The sequence below is a fragment of the Flavobacterium sp. 11 genome, assembly GCF_002754315.1.
Classification (GTDB): Bacteria; Bacteroidota; Bacteroidia; order Flavobacteriales; family Flavobacteriaceae; genus Flavobacterium; species Flavobacterium algoritolerans.
Window position 1 is genome coordinate 1556046 of record NZ_PEFE01000001.1, and the last position, 13180, is coordinate 1569225.

At 33.6% G+C, this 13180-nt stretch carries 9 protein-coding genes, 2 tRNA genes and 1 pseudogene; 7 read left to right on the plus strand and 5 right to left on the minus strand.

The annotated features are described in order from the left end of the window. Nucleotides 1-15: 15 nt before the first annotated feature. The 3 genes and pseudogenes from gpmI to CLV00_RS06795 all read right to left on the minus strand — a co-directional run bounded on the left by gpmI (nt 16) and on the right by CLV00_RS06795 (nt 6623). A pseudogene (gene gpmI / locus CLV00_RS06785) lies at nt 16-1532 on the minus strand (2,3-bisphosphoglycerate-independent phosphoglycerate mutase). Nucleotides 1533-1673: 141 nt separating this feature from the next. Further along, on the minus strand, nt 1674-4091 hold the full coding sequence (locus tag CLV00_RS06790; RefSeq protein ID WP_099714415.1) for a DUF5916 domain-containing protein: 2418 nt from the start codon (nt 4089-4091) through the stop codon (nt 1674-1676). A gap of 138 nt (nt 4092-4229) precedes the next feature. Continuing rightward, nucleotides 4230-6623 carry a DUF5916 domain-containing protein gene (locus tag CLV00_RS06795; protein WP_099714416.1) on the minus strand — a complete coding sequence of 798 codons (2394 nt, stop codon included), beginning with the start codon at nt 6621-6623 and terminating at the stop codon, nt 4230-4232. A 188-nt stretch (nt 6624-6811) separates the two neighbouring features. Here CLV00_RS06795 and CLV00_RS06800 point away from each other — a divergent pair, with 188 nt between their 5' ends. Continuing rightward, the gene (locus tag CLV00_RS06800; protein WP_099714417.1) at nt 6812-7534 is read left to right on the plus strand and encodes a murein L,D-transpeptidase catalytic domain family protein; all 723 of its coding nucleotides are present in this window, start codon (nt 6812-6814) and stop codon (nt 7532-7534) included. Here CLV00_RS06800 and CLV00_RS06805 read toward each other — a convergent pair. Beyond that, complete coding sequence (locus CLV00_RS06805) at nt 7523-9109, minus strand: murein L,D-transpeptidase (protein ID WP_099714418.1); 1587 nt, start codon at nt 9107-9109, stop codon at nt 7523-7525. The genes CLV00_RS06800 and CLV00_RS06805 overlap by 12 nt on opposite strands. A gap of 430 nt (nt 9110-9539) precedes the next feature. On the opposite strand from CLV00_RS06805, the gene CLV00_RS06810 reads away from it, so the two are divergent. Then, nucleotides 9540-9612, plus strand: a tRNA-Gly gene (locus CLV00_RS06810). A gap of 47 nt (nt 9613-9659) precedes the next feature. Then, nucleotides 9660-9732, plus strand: a tRNA-Gly gene (locus tag CLV00_RS06815). Nucleotides 9733-9784: 52 nt separating this feature from the next. Here the strand turns inward: CLV00_RS06815 and pepE are convergent. Continuing rightward, a complete protein-coding gene (pepE, locus tag CLV00_RS06820) occupies nt 9785-10492 on the minus strand; it encodes a dipeptidase PepE (protein ID WP_099714419.1) in 708 nt (235 codons plus the stop codon). Nucleotides 10493-10640: 148 nt separating this feature from the next. Here pepE and CLV00_RS06825 point away from each other — a divergent pair, with 148 nt between their 5' ends. Genes CLV00_RS06825 through CLV00_RS06840 form a run of 4 tightly spaced genes read left to right on the plus strand, consistent with a single transcriptional unit; the run spans nt 10641 to nt 13101 of the window. Beyond that, the gene (locus CLV00_RS06825; protein ID WP_099714420.1) at nt 10641-11396 is read left to right on the plus strand and encodes a hypothetical protein; all 756 of its coding nucleotides are present in this window, start codon (nt 10641-10643) and stop codon (nt 11394-11396) included. Further along, complete coding sequence (locus CLV00_RS06830) at nt 11386-12114, plus strand: hypothetical protein (RefSeq protein WP_233206866.1); 729 nt, start codon at nt 11386-11388, stop codon at nt 12112-12114. Before CLV00_RS06825 ends, CLV00_RS06830 begins: the two co-directional genes overlap by 11 nt. Further along, nucleotides 12086-12310, plus strand: coding sequence for a hypothetical protein (locus CLV00_RS16390; protein ID WP_099714421.1), 225 nt, complete (start codon nt 12086-12088; stop codon nt 12308-12310). The genes CLV00_RS06830 and CLV00_RS16390 overlap by 29 nt, the downstream gene beginning before the upstream one ends. 35 nt (nt 12311-12345) lie before the next feature. After that, entirely contained in the window at nt 12346-13101 is a 756-nt protein-coding gene (locus CLV00_RS06840; RefSeq protein WP_099714422.1) for a hypothetical protein, read from the plus strand. The last annotated feature ends 79 nt before the right edge of the window (nt 13102-13180 follow it).

The following is a 13180-nucleotide window of genomic DNA, read 5'->3' on the forward strand; positions in this document are numbered from 1 at the left end:
GCTTATTGGTTTTATTTAAAGTAAAGAATAACAAGTCATTACCTCCGGTTTTTCGACACCCATTAATTCTAAAATAGTTGGGGCAATATCGCCAAGAACTCCATCATGAATTACTCTAAGATCTTTGTCCACTAAAATAATTGGGACAGGATTTGTAGTGTGTGCTGTATTTGGACTTCCATCAGGATTAATCATTGTCTCACAGTTCCCGTGATCTGCAATTACGATGGTAGTATAATTATGGGCTAATGCTGCCGTGATTACTTTTTCGACACATTGGTCAACTGCTTCACAGGCTTTTATCGCAGCACTCATAATTCCGGTATGTCCGACCATATCGCCATTTGCAAAATTAAGACAAACAAAATCTACTTCTTCTTTCTCCAATTCGGGAATCAAAGCATCGGTCAACTCAAAGGCGCTCATTTCCGGTTGCAAGTCATAAGTGGCGACCTTAGGAGAGTTTTTCAAGATGCGGCTCTCGCCAATAAAGGGCTGTTCCCTTCCGCCGGAAAAGAAGAAAGTTACGTGAGGATATTTCTCCGTTTCGGCAATACGAATTTGCTTTTTGTGTGCTTTTTCTAAAACTTCTCCAAGAGTTTCCGTAATATTATCTTTGTTGTAAACTACTTTTACGTTTTTGTACGTTTCGTCATAATTAGTCAGCGTAACATAATACAAATTAAGTTTGTGCATGTTTTGTTCATGACAATCCATTTGCGTCAATACTTCGGTTAATTCTCTTCCTCTGTCCGTTCTGAAGTTAAAGAAAATAACCACGTCATCTTCTTCAATTGTCGCCAGAGGTTTATCATTTTCATCCACAATAACCGTTGGGTGAATAAATTCATCCGTTACATTAACTTCATAACTATCCTCGATGGAAGCCACTGCATTTGTTGAATGTGTTCCAATTCCGTTTACCAATAAATCGTAGGCAAGTTTTACTCTTTCCCAACGTCTGTCGCGGTCCATCGCATAATAACGTCCCACAACCGAAGCCAGTTTTACGGTAGTATTAGCAATGTAATCCTGTAAATCCTGAATATAATGCTTTCCGGATTTTGGATCTACATCACGACCGTCAGTAAAGGCATGAACAAAAACTTTTTGTAAACCATGTTGTTGTGTTGCGTCAATCAATCCACGCAAATGAGATGTATGAGAGTGTACGCCTCCATCTGAAACCAGACCTAAAAAGTGTACTTTTTATTGTGTATTTTAGCATACGTGAAGGCATCAACTAAAACTTGCTCCTTCGCCAAAGTGTCGTGTGCTACGGCAAGGTTAATTTTGGCTAAATCCTGATATACAATTCGGCCTGCGCCAAGATTCATGTGACCTACTTCACTGTTTCCCATTTGCCCTTCAGGAAGACCAACATTTAATCCGTCAGTTCTAAGTTGAGCACTTGGATAATTTCTATAAAGACTATTAATAAATGGAACATTGGCATTATCGATAGCAGAAACTTTTGGGTCAGGAGATTTTCCCCAACCGTCCAAAATCATAAGAATTACTTTTTTATTCATTGCAAATTTATTTTAAGCAAAGATAAAGTATTTCTAAAAATCTTCAAGTGAATCAAAATCACTATTATAGATTCAGAGGCTAAGCATAACAAATAATGATTATTTTGTTGTGGAAAGTTACCTTTTTTAAGGTTTATGCATTTAGAATTTATTCTTCACTTCATTATAATCTATAAAATAGCGCACACTGATCGAGAAAACATGACTCAATGCGTCATTATTCAATAAATTGGTGAAGTTCTCTCTAAATTCTTTATTGATGTTTCTTTCAAAAGCACCAGCATTGTTTCGATACAAAACAGAAACCTGACTTCCTGGTGCAAACCACCAAGTATAAGACAAATCAGCATTCCAGGAATAAAAACTAGAGTTTTTGTTGTCAGTATATCCTGCAAAATCCATAAGTCTGCCGTTTTGTTCTAATGATAAAGTATTTTTATTCTCCGCATAAGACCAATAATGGCGTAACGAAATATTAAAAGTCATTTGGCTGTTCAGCGAATATTTTCCCGAAAGCGTATTCGAATAGGTAATAACATTTCTATTCGCGAAAAGTATTGTATTTGGCGTAGCCAAATTTAGGTCTTCATTAATACTGTCAATGTAGCCTTTGTTATTATTTTGCCTGAAAAAATTGAAATTATAATTCAACGATAATTTATCGCTAAAACGGTATCTCGGACCAAGAGAAAAACCATATGAATTTCTTCCTGCCTCGTCAAAAACGGCGTAAGATGGATTAAAATCAATGGCGAAACTATTATTGTAATTGGTTGAAATATAAATAAATCCTCCAAGTTTACTAGGTCTTATAACGTATCTATCAGCAACTCTTGGTTCATAATAATCATAGGTTTCTACCGGATTTGCATCGAAACCTATTCCGAAGTAATGATTTTTTTTGGTATTCGAATTAATCTGAAAGTTAATATTGCCCGTTTGTAATTTGCCTGTTTCTTTTTGAAATTGTGAATAAGCGTTTATTCTGGCATTGAAAGTGTTAAAATACTTCGTAGGATTAAGGATTCTATAACTGGTGTTACCATATAGACTGTAATAATTAGTCTCAAAATTGATTCCTAAATCATTATTATCAAAATCTTTTGTGGTGATATCAGCCCCAACTCCATAACGAAATTTACCACTGGTTTCAGAGAAATTCAATTGGGAATTAATACCTTTTTTATCCTCAACACCATTGATGTAACTGTACTTGAAATCACCGGCAAGGTTGTAGGTGTTTTTCTTGGTATTCAAATCCCAAACTAATGCCGTTACATTTCCATCACGAAAACTTCCGTTTCGGGTCACATTTGTATTCACAAACGCAACGGAGGAATTTTTGCGAAAGCGTTGATCCAGTACCAAAACATTGTAGTTTGCAAGAGGTTCGACTACTTCTTTTCTTACTTCTTGCGTGTCATTATTTCGAATAGATGCTGAAGTTTTTTCGGTAACGGCATTCAATATTCCTATTCCCAATCCATTTTTGGTTCTTCCGGAAACTTTTAATGCATTGATAAGATTAACACTTGCTGGGTTGTCAATAATTTCTTCATTGGCTTCCGCGGTCGGATAATTGATTGGGTTTCCCCCAATTCGTCTCGAATAAACCAAATTTCCTTTACTAAACAAATCGGTTCCCTCTGTAAAAAAAGGTCTGTTCTCGTTAAATTGTTGTTCAAATGGTCCTAAATTCAGAATTTGATCATCGTATTTTGTTTGTCCAAAATCAGGAATAAGAATCATATCCAGCGTAAAAGCATCGTTTATTCCATACTTCAAATCTAATCCGCCTTTGAGAGTTCCGTATGTTTTTTGTTGTGCATTAGCATTTACATAAAAGGAAGAATACGGCAAAAGGAAGAGTCGGGTGGGAGGTTTTATATTTTCAATTCCCTCTAAAATCCCTGTTTGTTGGGTGAAAGTTCCCAGTTTTGAATCAATGAAATTCCAAGTATATTTATGACGATCCCGTCTAATTTCCCTGAAAAAATTAAGTCCCCAGGTTTGTTTATTCTCGCCAGAAAAACGCAATGCGGCGTATGGAATTCTCATTTCTACAACCCAGCCTTTATCCATAATTACGGCTTTGCTTTTCCAAACGGCGTCCCAAGAATAATCCTCTCCATTAGTATCTGTGGTAATGCAATCGGCTTGTCCATCTGCGGCATTGACAAAAAACTGAAAATCTTGTTGTCCATCATTAAACCCATTTATAAAAACACCAAAAAGGTCAGAAGTACCAAAATTATCCCGCTGGGTAATTTCTCTTAAAATTTTTCCCGGATTTTCATCATACATAATGGCTCCAATATATATGGCGTCATTGTCGTATAAAACTTTTACTTCAGTTCTCTTATTTTCTGGAATCGCTTTGCCGTTGTCTGGGTCAAACATGATGAAATCATTGGCTATTGCAGCTGTCTGCCATGTATTCTCGTCTAATTTTCCATCGATTTCAATTTTTTCCGAAATGAATTTAGTTTGTAAGACTTTCTTTTGGCTATAGCCAAAAGCAGATAGGAATAGAAAACAAAATAATAACTGATTTTTCATGAAACGATTGATTGATTGGTGATTGATGCAAAATTTAGAAAAACCAAAAAAGTTTCAAAGGCAACAATCACCAATCCACTGAATAGTTTGAATTAATAGACTCCCTTTTCAATTGAATGTTACAGTTTGATCGAAAAATTAAAATTTATTTTTCACGGCATTGTAATCAATGAAATAGCGAATGCTTATGGAAAGCACATTGGTTAAGTCGCTATTAAAAATACTTTTTAGATTTTTAGATAAATCTTTTTCGACTATACTCGCTCTTTCTAATCCATAGTTACGGTATAAAATGGATATTTCGCTTCCAGGAGCAAACCACCAAGAATAAGACAAATCGAAGTTCCAAGAATTAAAATTCCTGTCTTTGTTTTGTGCGTAAGTATTGTTCGGAGTTAAATAACCGTTGTTTTGTAAGGTGAAAAATTGATGATTTTTAGAATAGGACCAGTAATAACGTGCAGTCAGGTTTATTGTCATTCTATTATTCAAGGCATATTTTCCCGTAAAATCATTTTGAGCTGTTTCTCTATTGCGTTCAGCAAAAATTATCCCTGTATTGTCAGTATCAACCCAACCACGATCATTAGTTTCGTTAAAATAATCCAATACGTATGCAATAGAAAGCCTGTCGTTAAATCGGTATTTTGGACTTATATAAAAACCATAAACATTTCGGTCATTCTCATTGAATTTGGACAATGAAGGTTGCACAACTAATGTAAAAGGGTTATTGTCGTTAGTGGCAAAATTTATTGCAGTAAAAACTTTTTCAGGAAGGAACACATATTTGCCATATTCACGAGGTTCATAAAAATCAAAAGTTTTAAATGGTGAAAATTCAACTACAAATTCTAAGTAATCGTTTTGTAATGTTGTTGCTTTTATTTCTGTTCCAAATGCACCGGTTTGTAGTTTTTTTGAGGTGTTGTCAACCTCAAAATTTATATATTGATTTATTTTGAAAGTATTAAAAACTTTAGTCGGATTTACAATTCTGTAGCTTCCATTTGCATAAGCATTATGATAATTGGAATAAAAATTAATCCCTAAATCATTTACATCATAGTTTTCGGATACATATTTTCCGGAAAATCCATAACGATATTTTCCGCTTGTTTTTGCAAATCCTATTTCGGTCTTAAATCCATCGTAATCTTCAACTGTATTGATGGAACTGTATTTGAAATCTCCATATAAATTATACGTATTTTCTTTTGTATTTAAATCAAACAATAATGCCGAAGCATTCGCATCTCTGAAATCGCCATTTCTGGTGGTGTTCGCATTTACAAAAGAAACAGATGAGTTTTGGTTAAAACGTTGATCTAAAACCAACATATTGTAATTAGTTAATGGTTCGATAACTTCTTTTCTAACTTCGCCTGTGTCATTATTTAAAATAGTAGCTTTAGTTCTCTCAGTAACGGCATTCAAGAATCCAATTCCTAATCCTTTTTCAGTACGGCCAGATATTTTTACGGCATTCAACAAATCTACCGTGCTTGGATAATTGGTTATTTCTTCATTTGCTGCCGTAGCGGGTTCAGTGCTTGGAGCCCCACCAATTCTTCGGGAATAAAATAAACCTCCTTTGTTGAATAAATCAGTTCCTTCGGTAAAAAAAGGTCTATTTTCTTCTAACTGTTGTTCGAAAGGCTCTAAATTTAAAATGGCATTGTCAAATTTTGTCTGTCCAAAATCAGGTACTAAAATAGCATCTAATGTAAAGGAGTCGTTTATGCCGTATTTTATATCCAACCCAGCTTTTAAAGTCGTGTCAGAACCAATATCACTTTGTTGATAGTATGCGGATGAATATGGAATCAAGAAAAGTCGGGTAGGAGTTTGTATACTTTCAATTCCTTGAAGAATTCCTGCTTGAGGAATAACAGCGCCAATTTTAGTGTCAATCCTGTTCCAAGTATATTTTTGTACATCGCGTTTGATTTCACGCATGAAGTTCAAGCCCCAAGTTTGTTTGTCAGCTTTTGAAAATCGTAAGGCAGCATAAGGAATTTTCATTTCAACAACCCAACCAAATTCCGTTACTGTTACTTCACTGTCCCAAATGGCATCCCAAGTAAAATCTTCAGAATCTTCAATTGCTAAACAATCCATTTGGACTCCTGCAGCACTTACAAAAAACCTAAAATCTTGTTGGCCATCATTGAATCCGTTGATGTAAACTGAAAAGTGATCTGAAACCCCAAAAACATCTCGTTTTGTTATTTCACGTTGAATTTTTTCAGGTTCATTGTCATAAAGTAATGCCGATATGTAGATGGCATTGTTATCGTAGAGTACTTTTACTTCTGTCCTTTTATCGTTGCTTATTGGTTTTCCGTTGTCAGGCTCAAACATTACAAAATTGGTAGCAACTGAGGCAGTTTCCCAAATTTCTTCATTTATTTTTCCATCAATTGTTATATTTTCAGTGATGGATTTTGCTTGAAGCGTTTTTTTTTGGCTGTAAGCAGTATAACTAAAGAATATTAAATAAAATATAGCTATCGAATGTAACTTTGACATAAATTGGGATTGATTCTAAACAAAAATAACAAAATTAACATAGAAATTGTGTTTTTTATGATTTTTCACTCAATATTTCACCAAGTAATACGTTATAAATGGACTAAAATTTTGTTAAAAATGTTTCGATTTTGATTTTTTAACGTAGGTTTGCAATCCCGAATTTATTTATAACTTAAAGATAATCAATGATTTATAATCTATTTCCTACTATTTTGTTTATGCTGTTTTCTTTCTCTACAAGCAAAACAAACCTTTCAGAGCCAAGTGATGTTAAACCAGTAGTTTATGCCAAAACGGTAGAATCTAGTGTTGAGGCTAAAATTGAATTGGCTTACAATAATTTGCATTCTGATAAATTTGCTTTGCCTAAATTAGAAAGTTTTGCTGAAGCTTTAAAAGGGTATTATTCGTTGAAAGAAAAAGGATTAATTAAGAAAGATATTCTCACCTTAATTGATTTTAGTTTGTCCTCGAATACCAAAAGACTTTGGGTTATTGATCTAGTTACCGGAGATATATTATTTCATTCTCTCGTGGCACATGGTAGAAATACAGGAGATGAATTTGCTTCTAATTTTTCAAATTCAGCTGAGTCGTATAAAAGCAGTTTAGGTTTTTATGCAACGGGTGAGATTTATAATGGTAAACATGGGATGTCACTTAAATTAGATGGTCTGGAAAAAGGAGTTAATGACAATGCAAGAGCAAGAGGCGTGGTGATGCATGCGGCTGATTATGTTTCTAATTCATTTATCAAAAATAATCACAGATTAGGCAGAAGTCAAGGTTGTCCTGCTGTGCCGGTAGAATTGTCTAAAGATATCATCAGTGCCATAAAAAACAAATCATGTTTTTTTATTTACCATCCGTCAAGGGCTTCTAAATTTGGAACAGAATCAATTTCTTAATTTAGTGTATAAATCATTATCTAGATTGTAAATATCATCTCTAAAAATCAGTTCGTTGTTTTCGCTCCAAGCGGTCCAATATAGTAGGTGAAAGGAAACTTCTTTTTTGATTTTTACAAATTTTGTTTTTTCATTTTGCAAGATTGTTGTAATTTTTTCCAGATTCCAATTTACGGCATCGTTCAATAAATATTCTGTTAATTCTAATGGATTGTCAACTCTAACACAACCCGAACTCAACGAACGATCTATTTTGTCGAAATAATCCCTGTGATTGGTATCGTGTAAATAAACAGAGAAGCGGTTTGGAAAAATAATTTTAACCATTCCCAGCGAATTAAAAGTTCCTGGACTTTGTACATAACGATAACTTTTGGCTTGCGATAATTGCCATTCGTAAGGACTTACGATTTTCCCATTGCGATCATAGATCTTAATATTTGATTCCGATAAATAACTGCGGTTTTTTAAAATGGCAGGAATAACATCTTCCCGCAAAATTGTGGGAGGGACAGTCCAAGTTGGGTTAAAGACAACCTGAGTTAATTTAGACGATAAGATAGGTGTTTTTCTTTTCGCTCTTCCCACTATTACTCTGTGCGTTCTCAACGTATCTTTATCTTTAATTAATGTCAATCTGTAGTCGGGAATATTAATGATTATATATTCTTTTCCCATTTCTTTAGGATACCATTTCCAGCGCTCAAGATTTACTATGATTTGTTGCATTCGTTGTTTTTTGGAAAAATTGAGTGAGGAAATTGTTGCAGGTCCAATTATTCCATCGATAGCTAAGCCATGACGACTTTGAAATTTCTTTATTGCAAGTATGGTTTCTGGATCATAGATAGGCGTTAAGCTGTCTTGCGGTTGCAATTCTTTCCAGTAAGTCAATCTTTTTTTAATATCAATTATGGAAGGATTGGTATCGTTTGGAGCAATTATTTCTGCGATTTTTAACGCTTTGAAATCATCTTTAGGAAAGGTATTAATCAGTTTTAATGCTTTTTTTAATCTTTTGTAAACAATATGATTGGGTTTCAATTGTTTTATTTTGTCTGCTAAGGAATCGCTGTCCAGTAAATTAGTCAAAGTCTCGTTAAGGTCAATGTAGTTTTCTTTTAAATCCCAGTTTTTATATAGTTTTCTGGGGTTTAATGTTCCGTTTGTCAAATGTGAAATGTATTTTTGAAAACTTTCGGTCAGTAAAATGTCGTATTTGGCTAAATCAGAATCGTTTAGTGTTGCTGATTTTTTTTCAAAATCACTTAATGTTTTTACTTTGTAGTCCTCCGGATTTAATCCCTCCTCATCAGATTTAAGGAGTTCTGTTAAAATTATTTTTCTACTATCCTCAGATTGCCAAATTGTTCTGTAGTTAGTCGCTTTATAAAAATTGAAAAGTGTTTTGTTGTTAAAAGAAGTTAGTAGTATGGAGTCAATTCTAACGGATTCATCTTCAGGTAAAACAGGAGGATTTGAAATGTCATTTTTCAAGATTACCTCACTTTTTAGTTCTTCCTTTTTGCAACTAATAGTTACATAGATTAACAATATTAGAACCAACGTCTTCATTATTCGTTTTTTTAAACATGATAATGTGTTCTTCAACTCCTTATTATTTTAAAAGGTAATATTTTGAATTGATATTCCATTTTTTCATGGAATCCAATGCTTCTTTTCGTGCGAATTTCTCAGAATTTTGAATGAGTTTTTCTCCAAAACCCTTTTTTGATGCTGTTTTAAGACTGCTATTTCCTGAATTCGGAACTGTTTTCTGCCCGAAGTACGGGATGTCTTACTGAAAATGCTTCAAAAAACGATAATTTTTTTGATGTTTTAGATTGTTTTTTTAAGCGTAATAAAGGTATAATAATTTCATATTAAATTCTTTATGATTTTTATATGCTTTATTAAAAAAGATCGTGTGGGTAAGTTTGTGATTTTTTAAGAAAAAAACTTGCATTGAAGCAAACTTATTAATTATATTTGCACCGTTGTTAATGCGAAAGTAGCTCAGTTGGTAGAGCTCCAGCCTTCCAAGCTGGTTGTCGCGAGTTCGAGCCTCGTCTTTCGCTCTAAGCCTCAAATTTAGGTTTGAGGTTTTTTATTTTACTGTTTTAATGCGAAAGTAGCTCAGTTGGTAGAGCTCCAGCCTTCCAAGCTGGTTGTCGCGAGTTCGAGCCTCGTCTTTCGCTCTTCAAAGCCGAAACTTAATTGTTTCGGCTTTTTTTGTAATTTATTTTAGGATTACTTTAAAAAACTTAAATCAGTTCCACTTTCCAGTTCTTCAGGTGCTTGATTTTGTCTAAACAGGCGTGCTGTCAAATCGCCTTTCAAAGTGATTTTGTCTCCTTTTACATCCAGCCAACTTCCTTCTCTTAATCCTAAAACGGGTACTGAATTATAAGCATGAAACTCTTTTATTCTGGTTTCACGAGTTTCTCCCATGTGTTTTGAATTGGTGTCAGGGTCTAAATAATGTGGGTTCAAATTGAAAGGAATTAATCCCAGAGTTTTAAAACTTGGAGGATAAACAATTGGCATGTCATTTGTCGTTTGTATCGTTAATCCACAAATGTTACTTCCGGCGCTTGTTCCTAAATACGGAGTTCCATTTTTTACAACTTCAGAGAGGATTTCTATACTGTTATTTTTGTATAATTGGGAAACCAAAACAAAGGTGCTTCCACCTCCAGTAAAAATTCCTTCGGCATTTTTCAAAGCTTGAGTGGCGTCTTCAAATTCATGGATTCCGATTACTTTTTTATTTATTTTGGCAAAAGCCAAGCTAACCATTGCAGTGTATTCCTCATGAGAAATACCTCCGGGTCTTGCGTAAGGAATGAAAAGAATAGTATTACAGTCTTTAAAATGCAATTGCAATTCAGGTAATAAATAGTCCAGGTAATTCTGGTTAGCAAGAGTAGAAGTGCTTGCGATTAGTATATTTTTCATTTTTTAGTGAATAATTTGTGCTAAAGGTATTAAATCAGTCTTTTTGATTTCACATTTTTAATTAACATTTTTTTACCAACCCATTAGTAATTAATTTGGAACGCATTAAGATACTTTTACGAGGTGTGAATAACGGATTTAAAAAGGGATGATTAGAATTGTGTACTTGTATTTGGCTTTTGTAACAACGAATGTTGTAGCACAGGAAACTTCTAGAATAAGATTGAAAGGGAAAGTGACTTCTGACGTTTCTGTTTTAGAAGGAATTTATGTGATAAACTTAAAAAGCGAGCAAGCTTTAGTCACAGATAAAGAGGGAAATTTTTCTATTTTGGCTAAAGTTGGAGATACATTACTATTTACTGAAGGGCAGTTCAAAGAGATTAGAATTAGCTTAACCCAAAAGGATTTTGAACAAGAAATGCTTTCTGTGAAAATGATGCCGATAGTAAATCAATTGCGCGAAGTTATTGTAAGAAGCGGTATCAATGCGGTATCAATGGGAATAATTCCAAAGGGACAAAAAATATATACTCCGGCAGAACGAAAGTTATATACTGCCAGTAATCTTAATGCCACAGCTAATGCAGGCTCGATGATGGGTGGTTCAATCTCAGCGGATCCATTATTGAATTGGTTTTCAGGAAGGACTAAAATGCTTAAAAAAGAAGTTGAAGTCGAAAAGAAAGAATCGTATATGAGGCAATTAGAGAATATGTTTACTATTGATTATTTTGTAAATACATTAAAAATACCTTCTGAATATATCAAAGGATTTGAATATTATATTGTTGACAACGAAAGATTTGTGACTATTTTAAAATCTAAAAATGTAACGATGACTACTTTCTTAATTGGAGAGTTAGCAACTAAATATAAAGAAATAATCGCCGGTGAAAATTAAAATTACACTACAGTTTATTGTTTTTTTGTTCGCGCAAGTCATTTTTGCTCAAGCTGACAACATAAAGGAACTTCGAGGAAAAATTATCTCCGATTCTGTTGCGGTTGATCGCATTACGATTGAGAATGTAACAACGGATAAAACTGCTTTTTCGGATGTGAACGGTTTCTTTACTATTGCTGTAAAAGAAGGCGATGTTTTGGTGTTTACTGCGGTTAATTTAGAAGGTCTCCGAATGAAAATGGACAAGCAGGATATGCTGCAGGAAGTTATTACAGTAAAGATGATTCCTAAAAGTATTATTTTGAAAGAAGTTATCGTGAATGAATCTTCCATTACAGCAGAGAGCTTAGGAATTATACCTTACGGGCAAAAAAAATATACACCAGCCGAAAGGAAATTATACACGGCAACTTCCGGTAATGGTATCGATGGATTGCTGAATACCATTTCAGGACGAAAAGCCATGCTGAAAAAGGAAATTGTAATTGAGAAAAAAGAACAATTATTAGCTAGAATCGAAGTTCTTTTTGAAGATAAATATTATATCGAAAATTTAAAAATTCCCACAGATTATATTAGAGGTTTTCAATATTACTGTATTGATGATACTGCTTTTGCAAATGCATTGCGATCTAAAAACAAGACAATGGTTATGTTTTTAATTGTAAGGCTTGCCGAAAATTACAATGAAATTATTACAGGTGAAAATAAATAAAATTCTACTGGTAGTTTTATTTTTAATGTGCCAAATTTCTTTTGGACAAACTTCTGCTGAAAAGCTGCTTCATGGTAAAATTAGAGTCGATTCGGCTTATATAAGTGGAATAAATATCTTAAATTTAGTAAATGAAAAAACATCCATCTCAAATAGTGATGGAGAATTTTTTATTATGGCTAAAGCCAATTGCTAGATTGAAAAAAAATAATGCTTATAAAATAATGCAAGATGAAAACTAAAATAAGAATCCTTTGTTTGATTTTCTTTTGCCAACTTTCTTTTGGTCAAAATGGAAACAGAAAGTCTTTGCACGGTCAATTTGTAAATGAATCTGCTTTGGTAGACAACGGGTATGTTTTTAATTTGAATTCAAAAACAAGAACCTTTATAAGCGACCAAGGCTTTTTTGATATTTTGGCGAAAGCCAAAGACACCTTGTTAGTTTCAAGCGCATCTTTCAAGTCTAAAAAAATTGTGATTCGGGACGACGATTTTTCAAAACCGTTGTTTGTAGTTAATTTAGAAGCACAAACTACGCTTTTGAAGGAAGTTATTGTGAAGCGTAAAGCGGAGATAAAACCAATAACCGGAAATTCTCAGGGAATTGTAGACCTGCAATTTTTTGACGATGTGAAATCTTCGCCAGTGAATAGAACCATGCCATCGGATGGAAGTATAGAAAACGGAATGGATTTTGTTAGAATATTTAAAATGGTTTCTAAAGTATTCAAGAATGATTCGGCAAAAAAAGCCGATTTGAATTCTAATGTGGATTTCTCGGATGTGGTTTCTAAAGGAATTGACAATTATTTCTTTACAAATACATTGAAGTTGAAAAAAGAGGAAATTGGACTTTTTCTGGATTATTGCGAGAATGATCCAAAATCAAAAAGCCTTTTGAAACAAGAAGACGAATTTTTACTAATTGATTTTTTAATCACCAAGAACGAAGAGTTTAAAAGAATTACTACTTTTGAAAAATGAAATCGCCATGATTCCAAAATACAAATAAGATTCAAGAATTGCGATACCATATTCCGATAAAAACAAATAGAATCTTCGT

Excerpts from the sequence above, each read along its gene's own strand:
- CLV00_RS06800 (WP_099714417.1), top strand. The coding sequence starts at position 6,812 with ATGATTTATAATCTATTTCCTACTATTTTGTTTATGCTGTTTTCTTTC.
- CLV00_RS06825 (WP_099714420.1), top strand. The coding sequence starts at position 10,641 with ATGATTAGAATTGTGTACTTGTATTTGGCTTTTGTAACAACGAATGTT.
- pepE (WP_099714419.1), bottom strand. The coding sequence starts at position 10,492 with ATGAAAAATATACTAATCGCAAGCACTTCTACTCTTGCTAACCAGAAT.
- CLV00_RS16390 (WP_099714421.1), top strand. The coding sequence starts at position 12,086 with ATGAAATTATTACAGGTGAAAATAAATAAAATTCTACTGGTAGTTTTA.
- CLV00_RS06840 (WP_099714422.1), top strand. The coding sequence starts at position 12,346 with ATGAAAACTAAAATAAGAATCCTTTGTTTGATTTTCTTTTGCCAACTT.
- CLV00_RS06795 (WP_099714416.1), bottom strand. The coding sequence starts at position 6,623 with ATGTCAAAGTTACATTCGATAGCTATATTTTATTTAATATTCTTTAGT.
- CLV00_RS06805 (WP_099714418.1), bottom strand. The coding sequence starts at position 9,109 with ATGAAGACGTTGGTTCTAATATTGTTAATCTATGTAACTATTAGTTGC.
- CLV00_RS06790 (WP_099714415.1), bottom strand. The coding sequence starts at position 4,091 with ATGAAAAATCAGTTATTATTTTGTTTTCTATTCCTATCTGCTTTTGGC.